Source organism: Streptococcus sp. 3705 (genome assembly GCF_013277145.1).
Classification (GTDB): Bacteria; Bacillota; Bacilli; order Lactobacillales; family Streptococcaceae; genus Streptococcus.
In genome coordinates this window covers 21308-45065 of record NZ_VMMJ01000019.1, presented here as the reverse complement: position 1 = coordinate 45065, position 23758 = coordinate 21308, and the positions used below count along the sequence as shown (strand labels likewise).

Below are 23758 nucleotides of genomic sequence, written 5' to 3'. Positions count from 1 at the left end.
TTACTGATTAGAGAACTATCCTAACCATGCAACGTTAAAGAGGAGAAATCTTATGAAACTCGTATCACCAAATAATTATGCTGCTATTGAGTAAGAAGAGATGAGGTGTATTGATAGGGGATTATCTCTACATAAAGACGGGGGAATGTTACAGTAAACGTTGCCACTGCTTATTTTATGGGGAATTAAATATGTTTAAACTAAGTGATAAAGCCAGAATAATATTTGCTATTATAGGAGTAAGTTCCATATTGGTTAGTATGTATCTTATACCTTTTATTAAAACTGAGAATAAATTTTGGGAAATACTTTTATTTATATTAGGTGTATTGCTAATTGGAATTGCGTTACTAAGTCATAAAAAAAATAAATTTTGGAAATAGCGTTAGTGAGAAGGACAGGATAATAGTATTATGATGGTTGTCTTAATTTCAGTGGTTGTGGCATTTCTGTATTATGTAAGTGCAGAATATTTTAAGAATAGTTATATTGACTGTATACTATTTCTATCATTGCTGATTTCTCATTTGATATGGGATTACTATTTTTTGCCCATTGAAATTTTAGTGGCATTAAGTGGAGTAAATTTGCTGTCAAGATTATTCAAAAAAATGAGAAGTCAATAGATTTGTTAGTGGATTATAAAGATGAAAGGTAAAATTGGGATATTTTAAATGAAACATTTTTTTCTGGTATCGGAGAGATAAGATTTAGTAGTTATCTATTGTCTCTATGTGTAGGATTAGCCCCTCTTTTTTATATATATGTCATAGGTTTGGAAATGAGTTTTGTGAAGATAGTATTATCTATTTTGGGAGTCATATTTGTATGTATTTTAACTATTACTCGAATTTATAGGAGATTTTTCTATAATTCACTAGAATAGTATGGATTAGTTAATCAATTGGAACGATTATTCTTTGTGATACTATACCACTTTTAAGTTTTTACATTAAACAACTGGCTGAAGTGAAAGTTGTTTAATTTAGAAAGGAGAAACATTAAATTGAAATACAAATTCTTACTTTTCGACCTCGACAACACTCTTCTTGATTTTGATGCTGCTGAGGATGTGGCTTTGACGCAACTTCTAAAAGAAGAAGGGGTTGCAGATATTCAGGCCTACAAAGACTTTTACGTTCCCATGAACAAGGCTCTCTGGAAGGACTTGGAGCAAAAGAAAATTAGTAAACAAGAGCTGGTTAACACGCGCTTTTCTCGTTTATTTGCTCACTTTGGACAGGAAAAAGACGGTAGTTTTCTAGCCCAGCGTTACCAATTTTACCTTGCCCAACAGGGGCAAACTTTTTCAGGTGCTCATGAACTTTTAGATAGCCTCATCGAGCGTGATTATGAGCTGTACGCTGCGACAAATGGCATTACTGCCATTCAGACAGGACGTTTGGCTCAATCGGGTCTGGCACCATATTTCAATCAAGTCTTTATCTCTGAACAGCTGCAAACACAAAAACCTGATGCTCTCTTTTATGAAAAGATTGGTCAACAGATTGCTGACTTTAGTAAAGAAAAGACGCTGATGATTGGAGATTCCCTAACCGCCGACATTCAAGGTGGCAATAATGCTGGGATTGATACGATTTGGTACAATCCTCATCACCTCGAAAATCCCCACAAGCCCAGCCAACCTACGAAGTCCATTCTTATCAAGACTTGCTGGATTGTTTAGATAAACTGTAAAAAGTGGTTTAGATAGCCACTTTTTGCTATAATAGAGGCAGTAAAAATGAAGGAGTCGGCTATGGAACATTCGTCTTGGCATGCTTTGATTAAGGCGCAATTACCTGAGGGTTATTTTGGGAAAATCAATCAGTTTATGAATCAGGTCTATGCTCAGGGGACTATTTATCCACCCAAGGAAAAGGTTTTTCAAGCTCTCTTGACAACACCGCTTGAAGAAGTTAAGGTGGTGATTCTAGGACAGGATCCCTATCACGGGCCAGGTCAAGCGCAGGGCTTGAGTTTTTCTGTACCTGACTCTATTCCAGCTCCGCCATCCTTGCAAAATATCTTGAAAGAATTGTCAGATGATATCGGGGTTAAGAAATCTCATGATTTGACAGCTTGGGCTGAGCAAGGAGTCTTGCTTCTTAATGCTTGTTTGACTGTTCCTGCTGGACAAGCCAATGGTCATGCTGGTCAGATATGGGAGCTTTTTACAGATGCTGTGATTCAGGTGGTCAATCATCTAGATAGACCAGTCGTTTTTGTACTCTGGGGAGCTTATGCACGTAAGAAGAAGGCCTTAGTTACCAATCCTCATCACTTGATTATCGAATCAGCCCATCCCAGTCCTTTGTCAGTTTATAGAGGATTTTGGGGTTCCAAGCCTTTTTCCAAGGTAAATACATTCTTAAAAGAAACAGGACAAGAGCCAATCGATTGGCTTAGATAAGGAGAAAATATGCCTCAGTTAGCGACGATTTGCTACATTGATAACGGGAAAGAATTGCTTATGCTCCATCGTAATAAGAAACCCAATGATGTCCATGAAGGGAAATGGATTGGTGTGGGTGGTAAGCTAGAGCGAGGAGAGACGCCTCAGGAATGCGCTGCGCGTGAAATCCTCGAAGAGACAGGACTGAAAGCCAAGCCAGTTCTAAAAGGTGTCATCACTTTTCCTGAATTTACACCAGATTTAGACTGGTACACCTATGTTTTTAAGGTGACAGAGTTTGAAGGGGACTTGATTGACTGCAATGAGGGGACGCTGGAATGGGTTCCCTATGATGAAGTTTTGAGCAAGCCAACTTGGGAAGGGGATCACACCTTTGTTGAGTGGCTTTTAGAGGATAAACCCTTCTTTTCAGCCAAGTTTGTTTATGATGGGGATAAATTGTTGGATACCCAAGTTGATTTCTATGAATAAAGGAGAAAGCAGATGCTACTAATCAAAAACGGTCGTGTAATGGATCCCAAGTCTGGTTTGGATCAAGTGTGTGATGTTCTAGTCCAAGATGGGAAAATTGTCAAAATTGATCCGGAAATCACGGAAGAAGGAGCAGAAATCTTAGAGGCTAGTGGTCTTGTGGTTGCTCCTGGCTTGGTCGATATTCATGTGCATTTCCGTGAACCTGGTCAGACCCACAAGGAAGATATCCATACGGGTGCCCTAGCAGCCGCTGCAGGTGGTTTTACAACTGTCGTCATGATGGCTAATACTAGTCCAACTATCTCGGATATAGAGACTTTGCAAGAAGTTCTCCAGTCAGCTGCCAAAGAGAAAATTAATGTCAAGACGGTTGCGACCATTACTAAGAATTTTAATGGGCAAGATTTGACTGACTTTAAAGCACTCTTAGAAGCTGGTGCGGTTGGTTTCTCAGACGACGGTATCCCACTTGAAAGCAGTAAAGTTGTCAAGGAAGCCATGGAGGAAGCTAAAAAGCTTAATACCTTTATTAGTCTTCATGAGGAAGATCCAGGTTTGAATGGAATTCTTGGCTTTAACGAAAATATTGCTAAAGAACATTTCCATATCTGCGGTGCGACTGGGGTGGCTGAGTATGCTATGATGGCGCGTGATGTCATGATTGCCTATGCAACCAAAGCCCATGTTCATATTCAGCATTTGTCTAAGGAAGAAAGTGTTAAAGTAGTGGAGTTTGCTCAAGGATTGGGAGTGCAAGTAACAGCAGAAGTAGCGCCACAGCATTTCTCCAAGACCGAAGCGCTCCTTTTGACACAAGGAAGCAATGCTAAGATGAATCCTCCTCTTCGTTTGGAATCAGATCGTCGTGCCGTGATTGAAGGTCTCAAGTCAGGTGTCATCACAGTTATTGCGACTGATCATGCGCCTCATCATGCAGATGAAAAAAATGTTGAGGATATTACCAAAGCGCCATCTGGTATGACTGGTTTGGAAACATCCCTATCTCTTGGCTTGACCTATTTGGTGGAAGCTGGTGAGTTGAGCTTGATGGAATTACTCGAAAAGATGACATACAACCCAGCCAAGCTTTACAATTTTGAAGCAGGTTACTTGGCTGAGAATGCTCCAGCAGACATCACTATTTTTGATGCTAAGGCTGACCGCCTTGTGGACTCCCATTTTGCTTCCAAAGCAGCTAATTCACCATTCATCGGTGAAACCTTAAAAGGGCAGGTTAAATACACCATCTGTAAGGGACAAATCGTCTATCAAGCTTGATAGGAGTTGGCATATGAATTATTTTCGAAAACGTAGGGAGAGACAAGCAAAATCTAATAGCGGAATTTACTGTCCCGCATCTAATCGTTCTAAAATTCAATATGAAACTAAAGAAAAAGCTGATCATGCGGTTCAATATGATAATGGAGGTTTAGTTAGAAGCTATTATTGTCGTACATGTGCGTGTTGGCATACTACTTCAAAATCTAATAACCCTCCGATAAGTTTGAAAAACTATGGTCTGAAACTCTTTGGTTTAGATAAATCAGAATAGAAAGAGAAGTATGTATAAGACAAAGTGTTTACGAGAGAAGTTAGTATTATTTTTAAAAATTTTCTTCCCAATCCTGATCTACCAATTTGCCAATTATTCTGCCTCTTTTGTTGACACTGCAATGACAGGTCAATACAATACTATGGATTTGGCTGGTGTGTCTATGGCAACCAGTATCTGGAATCCTTTCTTTACATTCCTAACAGGAATTGTGTCGGCCTTGGTGCCCATCATTGGTCACCATCTTGGTCGAGGCAAACAGGAAGAAGTTGCATCTGATTTTTACCAGTTCATCTATCTGGCCTTGGGTCTATCTGTGGTCTTGCTGGGACTGGTAGTTTTCCTGGCACCACCCGTTTTAAATCATATCGGACTAGAAGTACCAGTGGCAGCAGTAGCGGTTCGCTATCTCTGGTTTTTATCTATCGGGATTATCCCCTTGTTGCTCTTTAGTGTCATTCGTTCCTTGCTGGATTCGCTGGGCTTGACCAAACTGTCTATGTATCTCATGCTTTTGTTACTTCCTCTCAATAGTGGATTTAACTATCTTTTGATTTACGGGGCCTTTGGTGTTCCAGAACTGGGAGGTGCTGGTGCTGGTTTAGGGACTTCTTTGGCCTACTGGGTCTTGTTGGGAATTTCTGTTCTGGTTTTATTTAAACAGGAGAAGCTCAAAGACTTACACCTTGAGAAAAGAATTCCACTTAATATGGATAAAATCAAGGAAGGAGTTCGTTTAGGTCTGCCTATTGGGGGGACTGTCTTCGCGGAAGTAGCTATCTTTTCCGTGGTTGGCTTGATTATGGCTAAGTTCTCGTCCTTGATTATCGCTAGCCACCAGTCAGCCATGAACTTTTCAAGTCTCATGTACGCCTTTCCTATGAGTATCTCATCGGCTATGGCGATAGTCGTGTCTTATGAAGTGGGAGCCAAGCGATTTGATGATGCGAAAACCTATATTGGTCTAGGAAGATGGACAGCCCTTATTTTTGCGGCCTTCACCTTATCTTTCCTTTACATTTTTAGGGGAAATGTGGCTAGTCTTTATGGGAACGATCCAGAATTTATCGATTTGACAGCACGCTTTTTAACTTATAGTCTTTTCTTCCAGTTAGCAGATACTTTTGCGGCACCGCTCCAGGGAATTTTACGGGGCTATAAGGATACAGTTATTCCTTTTTACCTTGGTTTGGTTGGTTACTGGGGGGTGACACTCCCAGTAGCTATGGTATTCGACTCTCTAACAGATTTTGGAGCTTATTCTTACTGGATTGGTTTGATTATTAGTCTAATCGTGAGTGGGGCGCTCTACCGTTGGCGTTTAACGGTGATTATGAAGAGATTTGAATCTTTAGCAAAATATAAATGATAAAAAGTTTGTGAAAAAATATTCTTAGCAAGAAAATCCCTTATTCCTATAGGGTTTTCTTTTTTATTTTGTGAAATTTTCTTTAGAAAAACTTTGACGGTATTTTCCAAAAACGGTAAAATAGTAAGGTAAGAAGAAAGTTAGAAAGGCAAAAAGATGTCAACTTTAGATAAAAATAGAAAATCTAATTTTGGGGGTATTTTATAATTCTTAATTTAGGCTTTTTTAGTATCAAAAGATGTTTCATAAAATATAGACTCAATCTTTCAACTTAATCCTATTTATTACTTACTATCTACAATAAAATTGAAAAGGATGGAAAAAAGGTTGCATTTATGATATAATTTATTTTAAAGACCTTATTAGAAATCTTGAAAGAGTATTGAAAACTTAGAATGAGAAAAATTGTTATCAATGGTGGATTACCACTACAAGGTGAAATCACTATTAGTGGTGCTAAAAATAGTGTTGTGGCCTTAATTCCGGCTATTATCTTGGCTGATGATGAGGTGACTTTGGATTGTGTTCCAGATATTTCGGATGTAGCGAGTCTTGTCGAAATTATGGAATTGATGGGAGCTACTGTTAAGCGTTATGATGATGTCTTGGAGATTGATCCAAGAGGTGTTCAAAATATTCCAATGCCTTATGGTAAAATTAACAGTCTTCGTGCATCTTACTATTTTTATGGGAGCCTCTTAGGCCGTTTTGGTGAAGCGACAGTTGGTCTACCGGGAGGATGTGATCTTGGTCCTCGTCCGATTGACCTACACCTTAAGGCTTTTGAAGCTATGGGTGCCACTGTTAGTTACGAGGGAGATAACATGAAGTTATCTGCTAAAGATACAGGACTTCATGGTGCAAGTATTTACATGGATACGGTTAGTGTAGGGGCAACGATCAATACGATGATTGCTGCGGTTAAAGCGAATGGTCGTACTATTATTGAAAATGCAGCCCGTGAACCTGAGATTATTGATGTTGCAACTCTCTTGAATAATATGGGTGCCCACATCCGTGGGGCAGGAACTAATATCATCATTATTGATGGTGTTGAAAGATTACATGGAACGCGTCATCAGGTGATTCCAGACCGCATTGAAGCTGGAACATATATATCTTTAGCTGCTGCAGTTGGTAAAGGAATTCGTATCAATAATGTTCTTTACGAACACCTGGAAGGATTTATTGCTAAGTTGGAAGAAATGGGAGTGAGAATGACTGTATCTGAAGACAGCATTTTTGTCGAGGAACAGTCTAATTTGAAAGCAATCAATATTAAGACAGCTCCTTACCCAGGCTTTGCAACTGATTTGCAACAACCGCTTACCCCACTTTTACTAAGAGCGAATGGTCGTGGTACAATTGTTGATACGATTTACGAAAAACGTGTAAATCATGTTTTTGAACTAGCAAAGATGGATGCGGACATTTCGACAACAAATGGTCATATTTTGTACACGGGTGGACGTAATTTGCGTGGAGCCAGTGTTAAAGCGACCGACTTAAGAGCGGGTGCAGCTTTGGTTATTGCTGGTTTGATGGCCGAGGGACAAACTGAAATTACCAATATCGAGTTTATCTTACGTGGTTATTCTGATATTATTGAAAAATTACGTAATCTAGGAGCGAATATTACACTTGTTGAGGATTAAACCGTAGAGGTGTTTATGAATATTTGGACCAAATTAGCAATGTTTTCTTTTTTTGAAACGGATCGCTTGTATTTGCGTCCTTTCTTTTTTAGTGATAGTCAAGACTTCCATGAGATAGCCTCAAATCCTGAAAATTTACAATTTATTTTCCCGACTCAGGCAAGTCTGGAAGAGAGTCAATATGCGTTGGCCAATTACTTTATGAAGTCCCCTTTGGGAGTATGGGCTATTTGTGACCAGAAAACTGAAAAAATGATTGGTTCTGTTAAGTTTGAAAAGTTAGATGAAATCAAAAAAGAAGCTGAGCTTGGCTATTTTTTGAGAAAAGATGCTTGGTCGCAAGGATTTATGACAGAGGTTGTTAGAAAAATTTGTCAACTTTCTTTTGAAGAATTTGGCTTAAAACAATTATCCATCATTACCCACCTTGAAAATGAAGCTAGTCAACGGGTTGCCCTTAAGTCTGGATTTCGATTGATTCGTCAGTTTAAAGGAAGTGATCGCTATACAAGGAAAATGCGGGATTATCTTGAGTTTCGCTTTGTAAAGGGAGAAGTTAATGAGTAAACACCAAGAAATTCTAAGCTATTTGGAAGAATTACCCGTTGGTAAAAGGGTCAGTGTTCGTAGTATTTCAAATCATCTGGGAGTCAGTGATGGAACGGCTTATCGCGCTATCAAGGAAGCTGAAAACCGTGGAATTGTAGAGACTCGTCCAAGAAGTGGTACTATACGTGTTAAATCTCAGAAAGTTGCTATCGAAAGATTAACTTTTGCTGAGATAGCAGAAGTGACTTCTTCTGAGGTTCTGGCTGGGCAAGAAGGTTTAGAGAGAGAATTTAGTAAGTTTTCAATCGGTGCTATGACCGAACAAAATATTTTGTCTTACCTTCATGATGGGGGACTCTTGATTGTTGGAGACCGTACCCGTATCCAACTGTTAGCACTTGAAAATGAAAATGCCGTTCTGGTTACAGGGGGATTTCAGATTCATGATGATGTTCTTAAACTGGCCAATCAAAAAGGAATTCCAGTTTTAAGAAGCAAACATGACACTTTCACTGTCGCGACCATGATCAATAAAGCCCTGTCAAATGTCCAAATCAAGACTGATATTCTGACAGTTGAGAAACTTTACCGTCCGAGTCATGAGTATGGTTTTCTAAGAGAAACCGATACAGTCAAAGATTATTTGGATTTGGTTCGTAAGAATCGTAGCAGTCGTTTCCCAGTCGTTAATCAACACCAAGTGGTTGTTGGGCTTGTTACTATGCGTGACGCAGGAGACAAGTCTCCCAGCACGACGATTGACAAGGTGATGACGCGCAGTATCTTCGTAACAGGGTTAGCGACCAATATTGCCAATGTGAGTCAACGAATGATAGCAGAAGACTTTGAAATGGTACCGGTTGTCCGAAGCAATCAAACTTTACTTGGCGTTGTAACTAGACGAGATGTCATGGAGAAGATGAGCCGTTCTCAAGTTTCTGCTCTACCAACTTTTTCTGAGCAGATTGGTCAAAAACTCGCTTATCACCATGATGAAGTCGTCATTACAGTGGAACCCTTTATGCTTGAGAAAAACGGAGTTTTAGCTAACGGTGTATTGGCGGAGATACTGACTCACATGACCCAAGATTTAGTTGTGAATAGTGGTCGCAATCTCATCATCGAGCAAATGCTGATCTACTTTTTGCAGGCTGTTCAGATAGATGATATACTGCGCATTCAAGCACGCATTATCCACCATACTAGACGATCAGCTATTATTGATTACGATATTTATCATGGTCATCAGATTGTTTCAAAAGCAAATGTGACCGTTAAAATTAATTAGAAACTAGGAGAAAAGATGATAACATTAAAATCAGCTCGTGAAATCGAAGCTATGGACAAGGCTGGTGATTTTCTAGCAAGTATTCATATCGGCTTGCGTGATTTGATTAAGCCTGGCGTAGATATGTGGGAAGTTGAAGAATACGTTCGCCGTCGTTGCAAGGAAGAAAATTTCCTTCCACTTCAGATTGGGGTTGACGGTGCCATGATGGACTATCCTTATGCTACCTGTTGCTCTCTTAATGATGAAGTGGCTCACGCTTTCCCTCGTCACTACATCTTGAAAGATGGTGATTTGCTCAAGGTTGACATGGTTTTGGGAGGTCCAATTGCCAAATCTGACCTGAATGTCTCAAAATTAAACTTCAACAATGTAGAGCAAATGAAAAAATACACCCAGAGCTATTCTGGTGGCCTAGCAGACTCTTGTTGGGCTTATGCTGTTGGTAAACCGTCCGATGAAGTGAAAAACTTGATGGATGTAACTAAAGAAGCTATGTACAAGGGGATTGAGCAAGCTGTTGTTGGAAACCGTATCGGTGATATTGGAGCAGCTATTCAAGAATATGCTGAAAGTCGTGGTTACGGTGTAGTGCGTGATTTGGTTGGTCATGGTGTTGGCCCAACCATGCACGAAGAACCAATGGTTCCTAACTATGGTATTGCTGGTCGTGGACTTCGTCTTCGTGAAGGAATGGTCTTAACTATTGAACCAATGATTAATACCGGTGACTGGGAAATTGATACAGATATGAAGACCGGCTGGGCCCATAAGACCATCGACGGTGGATTGTCATGTCAGTATGAACACCAATTCGTGATTACGAAAGATGGTCCTGTTATCTTGACTAGTCAAGGTGAAGAAGGAACTTATTAAAATAATCAAAACCAGATTGGAGAAAAAGTGGCTCTTTGGACAATTTTCGGAGAGCCGTTTTTTTTATTTGCTGAGTCTAGGATAGGTCTTTCTGGTGAAAGATGGTGAGATGAAGAGTCTCGCATGAATGTTATATAAATTTAAAATTTCTGAAAATAATGAAAAATATACTAAATTTACAAATAAGGAATCTCTAAATCCTTTAAAACAAACAACTTGCATATATATATATATATAATTATCGATTTTCTAAAACAAAGTGAGGTTGAAGGGAGGAGACTAAGTTGATATAATGAAGTGTTAGTAAACACTGGGCTTTTTTGTCATTTTTTCAAGATGAGAAAAGGCCATGTTTTCCTGTTTTTGTAGCGAGTTGATGCTTGCTCAAACATGGATAGATGTGCAAATACAGGGCAGAAAGAAAGGTAAAAAAACATGAAACAGTTTAAAATGAATGAGCGTCAACGCTTTTCTATACGCAAGTTTTCAATCGGAGCAGCCTCAGTCTTGCTAGGGTCTGTCTTTTTTGTGGCTAATCCAGCGACAGAAGTTCAGGCGGCGGAAGCAAGTACAGAAGTGATCAGTCAGGATGGAAATGCTAACACTGGGAATCCATCTGTCTTCCCCCCATCAGATACAAGCAGTCAAAATCCAAGCGTAGGACAAGCAGGAACTGAAGCAGAAACTCAAGGAACAGAGAAAAAAGAGCAAGATAGTCTAGTTGAAGGAACTGAACTAAAGAGTGTAAGTGAAGTAAAAAAATCGGAGAAATCAGGTGAAGAAAAAGTTGATGGAGGAACTAAACCTGTATCCGGTGAATTATCTACTGTGTCTGAGGTAGAAAAAGATAAAAAAGAAGCTCAACCAGAGTCGGAAGAAAAATCCTCAATTATCAAAGAAGAAGCTAACAGAGAAGATAAGATAGATCAATCTCAAGAAGAAGACGGGTATCAGTTATATGATAAATTGATAGATGCATCTAAAAGCTTGAAAGAATCCAATCCTGAGTCGGCAGCAGATTTTAAAAACTTAGCAGATACCATCAACGAAAAGTTAGGACTTTCAGACGACGGAAAGATTTCTGGAGAACTTGTCGAAAAAGCTCACAAGTTACTGGATGGTAATCAGATAGACAAAGCCGAAATAGAAGGAGCTAATAACTCTAGGAGAAGAGGAAAACGTGATACAGAATTGACGGATGTTCAGATTGGCTTAACTAAAGGTCAAGGATTTGATAGTTCTAATATTCGAGTAGTACCTCCGGGGCAGGGCTATATAGCAAAAAATTTACAAGTCAAAATAGTATCAAAAAATGAAAAAATTAAGGGAATTACAGTTGATACTACCAATTATCAGGGAGAAAATTTTTTTGACAAGCATACTAAGGACGGTATTAATACAAAACAAGCGACATTATCGTTTGAAGGGAGAACTCCTAAGGGAGAAGGTGTGATTAAGATAACCGTAACAGGAGAGAGTGGTAAGACTAAATCATTTAGTTTCGGCTACTACCAACCTCTTCAACAACCAACCATTACTGCTATTAATAGAACCCAAAATGATAATAATAAACCTGAGGTAAATATTACAGTTGCAAAGTATCTTTCTCTGCCAGGTGATAGCAAAATGAAAGTGTATCTTGTGCGTAATGGAGAGCAGTACGGAATCTATGATCAAGATTACCATAGGAGTGGTGGTAAGAAGGAAGGAGTAAATGCTTATCCATCTAATTATGAAATTATTGCAACCGCAGAGGTAGGTGAAAATGGGAAAGCAATAATTACTGCCGATAATTATGTGTCTGGGAAAGATATTGGTTCGGGTAAGGTAAAAGCTGTAACTGTCTTAGAGATGTCTGGGAAAGTTAATGATACCGATCCGGGTGATCGCGGTTCGTGGTTCAGTGACGAAGTGACAGTCCCAGTGTTAACACCACAGATTGATAGAAGTAGTGCGATTAAGGCTGTAGAAGATAAGTTGGGATTAGTAGAATCTGAAATTGGTAAACAGACAGCATTAGAAGAATCCGAGCGAACAGCAGCAATAGTTAAGGCTAAAGCGGAAGCTCAAAAAGCAAAAGATGAGATTAATAAAGCTAGTACAAATGATAGTGTAGGGCAGGCTAAAACTGCGGGCTTAGTCTCTCTTAGCAAAGAAGAAGCTTTAGCAGTTGTTGATAATACGTTACGAGCTAAAGATCAGACTATTTCAGATAATTCTGGCTTAACGACAGAAGAGAAAACAAAAGTTAAATCTTCTACAAAAGCAGCGGCTGATCATGCCAAAGAGGAAATTAATAAAGCTGATAAGAATACAGAAGAGTTAGTTTCTCAGGCTAAAACGGCAGGAGTAAGTGCTATTAACTCTGTAGCAATTCCAACAGAAACAGAAAAAGGCAAAGCGATTAAGGCTGTAGAAGTTGCTGCATTTGCTAAGAAAACAGAAATTTCGAATCGTTTTGATTTGACAAGTGAGGACAAGTCAAGAGCATTGCAACAGGTGGATCAAGAAGCCAAGGATGCTAAGACTGCTGTAGACAAGGGCGTAACAAATAAGGATGTAGAACAGGCAAAAGTGGCAGGAATCGATGCTATCAATAACATCAATCCACAACCATCTCCACGTCCACTTCCTACGCCTCAACCGCAACCTTCTACTCCTACTCAGCCAGACCAAGGAGCTACTGAGACTCCAACAGCTCCATCTGAGCCAGCTCCACAACCGTCTCAACCAACTGCTCCGGGTCAACCTGCAAGTCCTGCCCCAGTTCCAAGTTCAGCTCCGACTCAAGCTCCTAGAGTGGCAGCAAGTTCTTCAGCTAGCTCAACGAGCACGCAAGCTCCAGCTCAAGAGCAAGTCGACAAGTCTGAACTTCGTGCCTTGACTCAAGAGTTAGACCAACGCTTGAAAGCTTTGGCAACAGTATCTGATCCGAAAATCGATGCAGCAAAAGCTGTCCTCCTAGATGCTCAAAAAGCTCTGGAAGATAGTGCCTTGACAGAGCAAGGTCTGCGTACTGCAGTAGAGTCTGTGAAGGTTGCCTTGGACTCTCTCAAAGATGTGAAAGCAAATGCTAGCGACAGCAAGCCTACACAGGACAAGAAGGATGCCAAACAAGGAACGGAAGATAGTAAGGATTCAGATAAGATGGCTGAAACAAACTCAGTTCCAGCAGGAGTGATTGTGGCCAGTCTACTTGCCCTCCTAGGCGTGATTGCCTTCTGGTTGGTGCGTCGTAAGAAAGAGTCAGAAATCCAGCAATTAAGCACGGAATTGACAAAAGTTCTTGGACAGCTAGATGCAGAAAAAGCGGATAAAAAAGTCCTTGCCAAAGCCAAAAACCTTCTCCAAGAAACCCTTGATTTCGTGAAAGAGGAAAATGGCTCAGTAGAGACAGAAGCTAAACTAGTAGAGGAGCTTAAAGCAATCCTTGCCAAACTCAAGTAAAACATGATTTATGAAATGTCAAATCTAAAAGACGTTTCCGTTTACAAAAGCAGCGACGAGTAACCCTTGTCGTTGCTTTTTGGCTATTTTGGGGATAAGATCCGCCTTGACTAGCAAAAGAAAAGATTGGTCCAGTAGTGCCCGATCCGATTTTGCGTAGCAGAAAGCATACAAATTAAATTGAATATAGTAAAATAGGATTAGAAATCTTAAGAAAGTTGGTTCTTTATTGGAAACGCTAGTATTTTCAATCTCCGTTTTTTTAGCAGGGGTCTTGTCCTTCTTTTCTCCTTGCATTTTTCCACTTCTGCCAGTTTATGCTGGGATTTTATTGGATGATCAGGAAAGTGCAAAAAGTTTTTCCTTGTTTGGGAGAAAGGTTCTTTGGTCCGGTTTGATTCGAACGCTTTGCTTTATCGCAGGTATTTCTCTCATTTTCTTTATTCTAGGCTTTGGTGCTGGTTACTTTGGTCATATTCTCTATGCAAATTGGTTTCGATATGTCATGGGAACCATTATTATCATTTTGGGTCTTCACCAGATGGAAATTTTTCATTTTAAGAAATTAGAGGTTCAAAAAAGCTTTACTTTTAAGAAATCAGAAGCCAATCGTTATTGGTCGGCCTTTTTACTCGGTATTACCTTTAGCTTCGGTTGGACGCCATGTATCGGTCCAGTTTTAAGTTCTGTTTTAGCGCTTGCGGCTTCTGGAGGCAATGAGGCTTTGCAAGGAGCTATTTATACCTTGATTTACACTCTGGGGATGGCCATTCCTTTCTTGGTATTGGCGCTAGCTTCAGGAGTCGTGATGCCTTATTTTAGTAAAATCAAGCGTCATATGATGCTACTGAAGAAAATTGGTGGTTTCCTCATTATTTTAATGGGAATTTTGTTACTATTAGGACAAGTAAATGTCCTAGCTGGAATTTTTGAATAAAGGAGAAAAAAATGAAAAAAATTATGTTTGCTGGCTTAAGCCTCTTGTCATTAGTCGTATTGCTGGCTTGTGGTAAGGAAGAAACTAAAAAGACTCAAGCGGCACAACAGCCAAAGCAACAAACGACTGTACAACAAATAGCAGTCGGAAAAGAGGCTCCAGACTTTACCTTGCAATCCATGGATGGCAAAGAAGTTAAGTTATCTGATTATAAAGGTAAAAAAGTCTATTTGAAGTTTTGGGCTTCCTGGTGTGGTCCATGTAAGAAAAGTATGCCTGAGTTGATGGAATTAGCTGCAAAACCAGATCGTGATTTTGAAATTCTTAGTGTCATTGCACCAGGTATTCAAGGTGAAAAAACTGTCGAGCAATTCCCACAATGGTTCCAAGATCAAGGTTATAAGGATATCCCAGTGCTTTATGATACCAAAGCAACCACCTTCCAAGCTTATCAAATTCGAAGCATTCCTACAGAATATTTAATTGATAGCCAAGGAAAGATTGGAAAGATTCAATTTGGTGTTATCAGCAACGCAGATGCAGAAGCAGCTTTTAAAGCAATGAACTAGCATAGATAAAGAGAATCTGATTACAAATTTCATGGTATAATAGATGGTAACCGTAACGTTGCCGTCTTTTTTGTCGGCCAATAGAAAGAGAAGAGAATGTTAAAGAAAAATGATATTGTAGAAGTTGAAATTGTTGATTTGACACATGAAGGCGCAGGAGTTGCCAAGGTGGATGGTTTGGTATTCTTTGTCGAGAATGCTTTACCAAATGAAAAAATCCTCATGCGAGTTCTCAAGGTCAATAAAAAGATTGGCTTTGGGAAAGTTGAAGAATACCTTGTCCAGTCACCATATCGTAATCAAGATCTAGATTTGGCTTACCTGCGTTCAGGAATCGCGGATTTAGGTCATCTTGCCTATCCAGAACAGCTCAAATTTAAAACCAAGCAAGTTAAGGACAGTCTCTACAAGATTGCTGGAATTGCTGATGTAGAAGTTGCTGAAACTTTGGGTATGGAAAATCCAGTCAAGTATCGCAACAAGGCACAGGTCCCTGTTCGTCGAGTGAATGGTGTCTTGGAAACTGGATTTTTCCGTAAGAATTCCCACGACCTCATGCCACTGGAAGATTTCTTTATCCAAGATCCTGTGATTGATGAGGTAGTTGTAGCCCTACGCGACTTGCTCCGTCGTTATGATTTGAAACCTTATGATGAAAAGGAACAAGCTGGCTTGATTCGAAACCTTGTGGTGCGTCGTGGCCACTATTCAGGACAAATTATGGTTATTTTGGTAACAACTCGTCCCAAAGTTTTTCGTGTGGAGCAATTGATTGAACAACTAATCAAGCAGTTCCCAGACATTACGTCTGTTATGCAAAATATCAACGACCAGAACACCAATGCGATTTTTGGTAAGGAATGGCGCACCCTTTATGGACAAGACTATATTACCGACCAGATGTTGGGAAATGACTACCAAATCGCTGGACCAGCCTTTTACCAAGTTAATACAGAAATGGCTGAAAAACTTTATCAAACAGCTATTGACTTTGCTGAATTAAAAGAAGATGATGTGGTTATTGATGCCTATTCTGGTATCGGGACGATTGGTCTTTCTGTTGCGAAATATGTCAAGGAAGTCTATGGTGTTGAAGTCATTCCAGAAGCGGTTGAGAATAGCAAGAAGAATGCTCAACTGAACAATATTTCAAATGCCAACTATGTCTGTGACACAGCTGAAAATACTATGAAAAATTGGCTCAAAGACGGTATTCAACCAACCGTTATCTTGGTTGATCCTCCACGCAAGGGCTTGACAGAAAGCTTTATCAAGGCAAGTAGCCAAACAGGAGCTGATCGCATTGCCTATGTCTCATGTAATGTCGCAACCATGGCACGTGATATCAAACTCTACCAAGAATTGGGATACGAGTTAAAGAAAGTCCAGCCGGTGGATTTGTTTCCTCAAACGCATCATGTTGAGTGTGTGAGTTTGTTAGTGAAACGAAATTAATCCTCAAAAAGTTCATTGAACCTTTTGAGTCTGCCAATGGGATAGCTGTCGTAGAGTAAGAAGTTTACGACGAAACGATAGGGTAACAGCGAACCGCCGAGTATGTAGCCTTTAAATGATGTTTTAAGAAGGTAGAAAAAAGAATTTACTATATCCTAAGGGGAACTAATCAGTATTATATTCTGAAAAATCAATCTACGGATAATTTAGATGAGGTTATAAATGATTATATTAGAGTTATATCAAAATAATTATTCAAAAGATTTAGTCGCATTTGATTCCATAGAAGAGGGGAAAGCCTTTGTAGCTCAAATTCCGGGATACACTCTGGAAACAGAAGATGGTTTTGAAGTGGAGTATTTTAATTCTAAAAACATACCGGATTATATGGAAATTATTTTTAACGGAAATATTGTTCCTTTATCTAAATTTATGTTCGATCCTGAGGAAAATGTAGACATTATTTGGAAAGAGATTTCAAATTTATCCCTCAAAAATGATAGAGTGATCGAAGGATATTCAAAAATTGATGCATATATCGTTAACAACCATGAGGTTAAAGACTATGTCGAAACAAGAGAAGCGAGCTATCGTAAAACAAAAGATTACTTAGAGCGTAATGGATATGAAATCGACAGAAGCTTTTTCGGAAGTGAAGACGGTGAAGCGATTCTTTACAGAAAAAAAGGGAGCGAAGATTGGCACTTCTTGTGTCATTTAGACCCAATGTTTGTAGAAATTGAAGATGTAGAAGAATATGTAAAAGAAGAGGTGGGAGAGATTCAATAGTCAACCAAAGTTCCTTGTGAGTATATACCTTTGCTAGTAAAATCATCAAAACGTTGTAACGAAGGGGGTTAAGAAAATCCTTGAGTGTAAGCCTTTTTCTTGTTTAGAGGGAAAGTATTAGAGTAGCCGCTCATAATTTATACTAGATTTGATAACTTATTTGAGACAGATTTTATTTCTATAAATACTGTGAAAATTTTTTAATACCAAAGATTTAAAGTTACTGTGTTAAAAATCCTCTCCACTTTTAAACTAATGTATTATAAAAGCCAGTTGACACAAGTGTTACACCTGTGATAGAATTAACTTGAGGTAAAGTAAATGGCAACTGATAAAAATAGAATAATGATTAGCTTGGATGATAAAAATCTAGAGAAACTTGAAAATTTAGTAGAAGATGCTAGAGATAGAAGGGGAATGCGACTAACAAAGTCCCAGGTTATAGAATTACTCCTAAATACTGTTGATTATTTCGATGATATTATGGGAGCTATTTACTCAAAAAAATAAGAGCAAAAAGCTATTATTTTTTTACAAATAGGTGTAACACTAGTGATATAGGAGTGATGAAATGGTTGTTTATATTAGACAAAGCAAACTACCAAGTGAAGTTTCAATTAATAAGTACAATGCTCAAGTAGGTGCCTACTTACAAGGAGAAGAAGTTATTTTATATCAATCTTTTTCTGAAATAAAACAGTTAACAAGTGAAGATATAGTTGTAGATTATATAACGGAGACTAGAGCATTACTAAAAATGATGGGCTTAAACGTTCCGGTTTATGACTATCCTATTGAGCTTAAAGAGTTTTATGGTCGAAAGATTTATGCTGGTATTTTAGGAGAGATTGTAAATATACCTGATAATTGGGGAAAATTTATTAAGCCTAAAGCTGGTTCAAAAGTCTTTACTGGAAGAGTTGTTAATGGAACACATGATTTAATAGGTATTGGTCTACCTTTCGACTATCCTATATGGATTAGTGAAGTTGTAGAATTCATAGCAGAATGGCGGTGTTTTGTGTTAGATGGTCAAGTATTAGATGTTCGACCCTATACAGGTGATTATCATGCACATTTTGATGCAAGTGTAATTGATAAAGCCATATCATGTTGGAAAGATGCGCCAATAGCTTATGGACTAGATATCGGTGTTACTTGTGATGGCAGGACACTTGTTGTTGAAGTAAATGATGGTTATGCATTGGGAAATTATGGCCTATCTCCTTTAAACTCAATCAATTTTCATAAAGCTAGATGGAAAGAAATGGTAAAACCCTATTTTGAAAAAAATGAAATTTTTAAAATCCAACAGGACATTGTTTTCTAAAATAAATATGTAAGTTAACTAATATAGAAAGTCTCAAAATGAATAAGGAGGAATCTTATGCTAGGAGCAATTATTGGAGATATTGTCGGTTCTGTTTACGAATGGAACAATATCAAAACAAAGGACTTTCCTTTATTTCGGAAGGACTGCTTTTTTACAGATGACACGGTTATGACCTGTGCTGTCGCAGAAGCAATTATGAATGGGGGACAAAAAGATGACTTCATTGACGCGATGAAGAAATATGGCAGAATGTATCCGAATGCTGATTACGGTGCTCGGTTTAATGCATGGCTAAACAGCGATAACCGTGAGCCTTATAATAGCTTTGGGAATGGTTCGGCTATGCGTGTTTCTCCATGCGCTTGGGACATGGACTGTAGTTTTTATGCGAGAACCGGAATGTGGCCATCATCTAGAGAACTTGCGAGCCTTTCTGCAGAGGTAACCCATAATCATCCAGAAGGTATTAAAGGTGCTATGGCTACAGTTGATGCTATCTTTCTGTGTCGTTTTTACTTTGGTGGTTATTGTAGAGAATACGAGCAACCAATTAAGGACAATCCAGCAGAGTGTAAAAGACGGATTAAGGATTATATAGAGAAGACATACGGCTACAATCTATCTCAAACTTTAGATGAAATCCGCCCTAACTATCATTTTAACGAAACATGTCAAGAAACTGTCCCTCAAGCCATTATTGCCTTTCTTGAAAGTAGAGACTTCGAAGATGCGATAAGGAATGCCATCTCACTTGGTGGCGATAGTGATACACTTGCTACAATAACTGGTAGCATTGCAGAGGCAGCTTATGGTATTCCTGATTGGATAAAGGATAAGGCCATTTCTTACTTGGATGAACCCTTAAAGGATGTAGTTATGCGATGGGAAAATAGAATAAAAGCGTTTTAATCTCCAGTACGTCAGATTTCTCTTTTCTATATTTTCATTGTATAATATGTTTACATTTACTTGCATACGACGAAATGTAAACATTTCTATTTAAAAATTAAGGAGTATTATCAATGAAAAAAGCAATGTTAATTATCAACCCTACTTCTGGTGGCGAGAAGGCTTTGGATTACAAAGAAAAGTTGGAGAATAGGGCAAAAAAATACTTTGACCACGTGGAAACCAAAATTACCGAAAAAGCGCTGGATGCAACACATTTTGCTGAAGAAGCTTCTAGTGAGAAGTACGATGCAGTGGTTGTGTTTGGTGGAGATGGGACTGTCAACGAAGTCATTTCGGGTATTGCTGAGAGAGACTACATTCCTAAGTTGGGTATTATCCCAGGCGGTACGGGTAACCTCATTACAAAACTATTGGAAATCAATCAAGACATCGATGGCGCGATAGATGAACTGGATTTCAACTTAACCAATAAGATTGATATCGGTAAAGCAAATGATAACTATTTTGGTTATATTTTTAGTATCGGTTCTCTGCCTGAGGCGATTCACAATGTTGAAATAGAGGATAAGACAAAATTCGGTATTTTAGCCTATGCTGTAAATACCATGAAGTCTGTTATGACGGATCAGGTCTTTAACATTAAGGTTGAGACAGAAAATGGAAATTATATTGGTGAAGCTAGTCATGTTTTTGTTCTCTTGACAAATTACTTCGCCGATAAGAAAATCTTTGAAGAAAACAAGGACGGCTATGCCAATATTTTGATTCTAAAAGATGCTTCTATATTCTCTAAATTATCCGTTATTCCTGATTTACTAAAAGGAGATGTTGTCGGCAATGATAATATTGAGTATATCAGAGCGCGTAATATTAAGATCTCTTCAGATAGTGAATTGGAGTCAGATGTTGACGGCGATAAATCGGATAACCTACCTGTAGAAATCAAAGTCCTAGCTCAGCGAGTAGAAGTATTTTCAAAACCGAAAGAGGATTAGTATATAGAGAAAGCCTTTTTTAAGGCTTTTTGTATACTTTAAAAGATAGTTCCTTTAAGAACGGACATTCCTTGCAAATAATTTACAAAAATAGTATACTGGATTTATTAATTTTGAAAACGTTTGCGTAAAATTTAAATTGGAACTCAAGGAGACAAATTGATGGAATTAAGTGCCATTTACCATAGGCCTGAGTCGGAGTTTGCCTATCTTTATAAGGATAAGAAGCTTCATATTCGGATTCGAACTAAGAAAGGGGATATTGAAAGCATCAACTTACATTATGGTGACCCTTTTATCTTTATGGAGGAGTTTTATCAGGATATAAAAGAAATGGCCAAGATAACTTCTGATGCCATCTTTGATTATTGGCAGGTTGAAGTGTCCGTTGACTTTGCACGTATCCAGTATCTCTTTGAAGTCATGGATACAGAAGGTCAAAGTATTTTGTATGGTGATAAAGCTTGTGTGGAAAATTCTCTAGAAAATCTTCATGCTATTGGGAATGGCTTTAAGTTGCCTTATATTCATGAGATTGATGCCTGTCAGGTTCCCGACTGGGTTTCAGACACGGTATGGTATCAGATATTTCCTGAGAGGTTTGCTAATGGAAATGCTCGATTAAACCCAGAAGGGGCTTTAGACTGGCATTCATCTATCACACCTAAGAGTGATGATTTCTTTGGTGGTGATTTACAGGGGATTATTGACCATCTGGATTACTTGCAAGACTTGGGAATTACTGGACTTTATCTTTGTCCTATCTTTGAATCTACAAGCAATCACAAGTACAATACGACAGATTACTTTGAAATTGACCGTCATTTTGGGGACAAGGAGACCTTTCGGGAACTGGTCGAGCAAGCTCATCAGCGTGACATGAAAATCATGTTGGATGCGGTATTTAACCATATTGGTTCGCAATCGCCTCAATGGCAAGATGTTGTCGAAAACGGTGAGGAGTCTGCTTATAAAGATTGGTTCCATATTCAACAATTTCCAGTGAGGACTGAAAAGCTAGCCAATAAGAGAGATTTACCTTATCATGCTTTTGGTTTCGAGGACTATATGCCTAAGCTAAATACAGCCAATCCAGAGGTCAAGGATTATCTTTTAAAGGTTGCGACTTATTGGATTGAAGAGTTTGATATTGATGCTTGGCGTTTGGATGTGGCTAATGAGATTGACCATCAGTTTTGGAAGGATTTTCGAAAAGCAGTTTTAGCTAAAAAACCTGATCTTTATATTTTAGGAGAAGTCTGGCATAGGTCTCAGCCTTGGCTAAATGGAGATGAATTCCATGCTGTTATGAATTATCCTTTATCTGATAGCATCAAAGAGTATTTCTTACGAGGAATTAAGAAGACAGACCAGTTTATCGGTGAAATCAATGGCCAATCTATGTATTACAAACAGCAGATTTCAGAGGTCATGTTTAATCTCTTGGATTCACATGATACAGAACGAATTTTGTGGACGGCCAATGAAGATGTTCAACTGGTCAAATCAGCCCTAGCCTTTCTCTTTTTACAAAAAGGAACACCGTGTATCTACTACGGAACCGAGCTTTCCTTGACTGGCGGTCCAGACCCAGATTGTCGTCGTTGTATGCCTTGGGAACGTGTCTCAAGTGACGATGATATGCTGAACTTCATGAAGAAGCTGATTAAGATTCGTAAACATGCGTCATCAATCATTTCGCATGGCAAGTATAGTCTCCAAGAAATCAAAGCTGATGTAGTAGCTTTGGAATGGAAATACGATGGACAAATTCTTAAAGCTATCTTTAACCAATCAACAGAAGATTGTATTGTAGAGAAAAAAGCAGTAGCACTAGCAAGCAATTGCCAGGAATTAGAGAATCAGCTTGTCATCTCTCCAAAAGGATTTGTGATTTTTCATTAAAGAGCGACAGGAAAATTGTAGTATAGAGAAGATTTTACAAGCAGACTATTTGTCGTCTTGCTGCAATTGGTATATAATTTAACTTAAAGAAAATAGGAGGACTGACCGAATGGAATTAAAAGATTTTACAGAAAAAGAACAGGAAATGATTAAGAAGGGGCTTACGACGTCTAAGATTAGTGACAAGGAAACTGCTGAAAAGATTCTTGCGCTAGTACCACAAGACTTGATTAAGCGAATCCCATTTTTCGTCAGAAAACATGCTACGACACGTACGATTAAACGCATTTCAATTGAACACCCTGAACTCTACGCTGCAGCTCAAACAAGTGGTGAAATTCCAGAAAAAGAACGCGAAGAATTACGTCAGATTATCACGACTATCTTTGAACAAAAGATGAATAAGCATAGTATTAAGTAGAGAATGAAAAAATATTTTATTGGCGGTCTGGGAAGCAATATCTATCATAGCAAGGATTTTCTTCAAGAACTAGATTCGCAGGTTTATTTTCTAAGTCCATATGAAAAGCATCTTCGAGATGAAACAGAATTGAAATTATGGTTTAAAAATGAGATTGTAGAAGGAGACTCTATCTGTCTGATAGGTCATTCTCTTGGAGGAGATTTGGCGCGTTATCTTGCATCGGAATTTTATGAAGTGACAAAACTGATTCTTTTGGATGGTGGCTATCTAGATTTAGATAAGATTTTACCTTTAGATGTGGAATTAGAGGAAACAAAAAACTATATTGAATCTCAAGTTGTTTCGGACTTAGATGTTCTTATTTCTAAAGAAAAATCTGAAGCAAAGCATTGGTCAGAAAATATGGAGGAAGCTGTAAGACAGTCCTATCACTGGAATTCTGAGTATAATAGATATGAGTTGGCTATAAATTATGAAAATATAGAAGCGATACTCCGCCTACGGAGGAAGATACAAGCTTTTAAGAGAGAAGTGGGAGATACCTTATTTATTAGTCCTCGCTATCCTAATGAAGCTACATGGAGAGAGGAAGCCCTAAAAGAATTGCCAGACTATTTTGATACTATTCTTCTAGAGAACTTTGGCCATGAGCTTTATACTGAAGCACCTAGAGAAATTGCTAGTCTGATTAATGAGTGGTTCTCTTATTCTCACTGGGATATTGAATAAATTATCATAATTAATATATAGTTGATTGGAATAAGATATGAACAAATTGATTAGGAATATCAAATTAATTTGGGCTCTTTGTCA

At 38.5% G+C, this 23758-nt stretch carries 24 protein-coding genes and 2 pseudogenes; all 26 read left to right on the top strand.

Translation table 11 applies throughout. The annotated features are described in order from the left end of the window. Window positions 1-191: 191 nt before the first annotated feature. The 26 genes and pseudogenes from HT714_RS09940 (at window position 192) to HT714_RS06375 (ending at window position 23674) form a co-directional block, all read left to right on the top strand. Window positions 192-383, top strand: a complete 192-nt coding sequence (locus tag HT714_RS09940; RefSeq protein WP_341774808.1) for a hypothetical protein — start codon at window positions 192-194, stop codon at window positions 381-383. Between the two features lie 30 nt (window positions 384-413). Beyond that, the gene (locus HT714_RS09720) at window positions 414-626 is read left to right on the top strand and encodes a hypothetical protein (protein WP_166731705.1); all 213 of its coding nucleotides are present in this window, start codon (window positions 414-416) and stop codon (window positions 624-626) included. Window positions 627-667: 41 nt separating this feature from the next. After that, on the top strand, window positions 668-886 hold the full coding sequence (locus HT714_RS09935; RefSeq protein ID WP_341774809.1) for a hypothetical protein: 219 nt from the start codon (window positions 668-670) through the stop codon (window positions 884-886). Between the two features lie 120 nt (window positions 887-1006). Next, window positions 1007-1698 (top strand): annotated as a pseudogene (locus HT714_RS06495) (YjjG family noncanonical pyrimidine nucleotidase). 61 nt (window positions 1699-1759) lie between these two features. Next, a complete protein-coding gene (locus HT714_RS06490) occupies window positions 1760-2413 on the top strand; it encodes a uracil-DNA glycosylase (protein ID WP_173227049.1) in 654 nt (217 codons plus the stop codon). Between the two features lie 9 nt (window positions 2414-2422). Beyond that, on the top strand, window positions 2423-2887 hold the full coding sequence (locus tag HT714_RS06485; protein WP_001135768.1) for an 8-oxo-dGTP diphosphatase: 465 nt from the start codon (window positions 2423-2425) through the stop codon (window positions 2885-2887). Between the two features lie 12 nt (window positions 2888-2899). Beyond that, entirely contained in the window at window positions 2900-4168 is a 1269-nt protein-coding gene (locus HT714_RS06480) for a dihydroorotase (protein ID WP_166731708.1), read from the top strand. 13 nt (window positions 4169-4181) lie between these two features. Further along, a complete protein-coding gene (locus HT714_RS06475) occupies window positions 4182-4442 on the top strand; it encodes a hypothetical protein (RefSeq protein ID WP_173227051.1) in 261 nt (86 codons plus the stop codon). 10 nt (window positions 4443-4452) lie between these two features. Beyond that, window positions 4453-5811, top strand: coding sequence for a sodium-coupled multidrug efflux MATE transporter PdrM (pdrM, locus tag HT714_RS06470; RefSeq protein ID WP_173227053.1), 1359 nt, complete (start codon window positions 4453-4455; stop codon window positions 5809-5811). Between the two features lie 395 nt (window positions 5812-6206). Further along, entirely contained in the window at window positions 6207-7466 is a 1260-nt protein-coding gene (locus HT714_RS06465; protein ID WP_173227055.1) for a UDP-N-acetylglucosamine 1-carboxyvinyltransferase, read from the top strand. Between the two features lie 15 nt (window positions 7467-7481). Next, entirely contained in the window at window positions 7482-8033 is a 552-nt protein-coding gene (locus tag HT714_RS06460) for a GNAT family N-acetyltransferase (RefSeq protein ID WP_173227057.1), read from the top strand. Beyond that, the gene (gene spxR / locus HT714_RS06455) at window positions 8026-9303 is read left to right on the top strand and encodes a CBS-HotDog domain-containing transcription factor SpxR (protein ID WP_173227059.1); all 1278 of its coding nucleotides are present in this window, start codon (window positions 8026-8028) and stop codon (window positions 9301-9303) included. Before HT714_RS06460 ends, spxR begins: the two co-directional genes overlap by 8 nt. Window positions 9304-9318: 15 nt before the next feature. After that, window positions 9319-10179, top strand: coding sequence for a methionyl aminopeptidase (locus HT714_RS06450; RefSeq protein ID WP_173251678.1), 861 nt, complete (start codon window positions 9319-9321; stop codon window positions 10177-10179). A 435-nt stretch (window positions 10180-10614) separates the two neighbouring features. Then, window positions 10615-12783: pseudogene (locus tag HT714_RS09715) on the top strand (DUF1542 domain-containing protein); the annotation flags it as partial. 426 nt (window positions 12784-13209) lie between these two features. Next, window positions 13210-13626 (top strand): hypothetical protein, encoded by a 417-nt coding sequence (locus tag HT714_RS06430; RefSeq protein ID WP_173251698.1) that lies wholly within the window; start codon window positions 13210-13212, stop codon window positions 13624-13626. 229 nt (window positions 13627-13855) lie between these two features. After that, complete coding sequence (ccdA2, locus tag HT714_RS06425) at window positions 13856-14563, top strand: thiol-disulfide oxidoreductase-associated membrane protein CcdA2 (protein ID WP_173251676.1); 708 nt, start codon at window positions 13856-13858, stop codon at window positions 14561-14563. An 11-nt stretch (window positions 14564-14574) separates the two neighbouring features. Next, window positions 14575-15132: a thiol-disulfide oxidoreductase-associated lipoprotein SdbB gene (sdbB, locus tag HT714_RS06420; RefSeq protein ID WP_173251673.1), complete on the top strand. Its 558-nt coding sequence runs from the start codon at window positions 14575-14577 to the stop codon at window positions 15130-15132. Between the two features lie 96 nt (window positions 15133-15228). After that, on the top strand, window positions 15229-16587 hold the full coding sequence (gene rlmD / locus HT714_RS06415) for a 23S rRNA (uracil(1939)-C(5))-methyltransferase RlmD (protein ID WP_173227149.1): 1359 nt from the start codon (window positions 15229-15231) through the stop codon (window positions 16585-16587). A 222-nt stretch (window positions 16588-16809) separates the two neighbouring features. Beyond that, the gene (locus tag HT714_RS06410) at window positions 16810-17376 is read left to right on the top strand and encodes a hypothetical protein (RefSeq protein WP_173227151.1); all 567 of its coding nucleotides are present in this window, start codon (window positions 16810-16812) and stop codon (window positions 17374-17376) included. 321 nt (window positions 17377-17697) lie between these two features. Continuing rightward, window positions 17698-17886 (top strand): hypothetical protein, encoded by a 189-nt coding sequence (locus tag HT714_RS06405; RefSeq protein WP_000179769.1) that lies wholly within the window; start codon window positions 17698-17700, stop codon window positions 17884-17886. A gap of 61 nt (window positions 17887-17947) precedes the next feature. Then, the gene (locus HT714_RS06400; protein ID WP_173227153.1) at window positions 17948-18706 is read left to right on the top strand and encodes an ATP-grasp domain-containing protein; all 759 of its coding nucleotides are present in this window, start codon (window positions 17948-17950) and stop codon (window positions 18704-18706) included. Between the two features lie 57 nt (window positions 18707-18763). Then, window positions 18764-19618: an ADP-ribosylglycohydrolase family protein gene (locus HT714_RS06395; protein ID WP_173227155.1), complete on the top strand. Its 855-nt coding sequence runs from the start codon at window positions 18764-18766 to the stop codon at window positions 19616-19618. Between the two features lie 113 nt (window positions 19619-19731). Next, on the top strand, window positions 19732-20616 hold the full coding sequence (locus HT714_RS06390) for a diacylglycerol kinase family protein (protein ID WP_173227157.1): 885 nt from the start codon (window positions 19732-19734) through the stop codon (window positions 20614-20616). 162 nt (window positions 20617-20778) lie between these two features. Beyond that, window positions 20779-22521, top strand: coding sequence for a glycoside hydrolase family 13 protein (locus HT714_RS06385; protein WP_173227159.1), 1743 nt, complete (start codon window positions 20779-20781; stop codon window positions 22519-22521). A 109-nt stretch (window positions 22522-22630) separates the two neighbouring features. After that, window positions 22631-22942: a hypothetical protein gene (locus HT714_RS06380; RefSeq protein ID WP_000420556.1), complete on the top strand. Its 312-nt coding sequence runs from the start codon at window positions 22631-22633 to the stop codon at window positions 22940-22942. Window positions 22943-22945: 3 nt separating this feature from the next. Further along, window positions 22946-23674 (top strand): alpha/beta hydrolase, encoded by a 729-nt coding sequence (locus HT714_RS06375; protein WP_173227161.1) that lies wholly within the window; start codon window positions 22946-22948, stop codon window positions 23672-23674. Window positions 23675-23758: the final 84 nt, after the last annotated feature.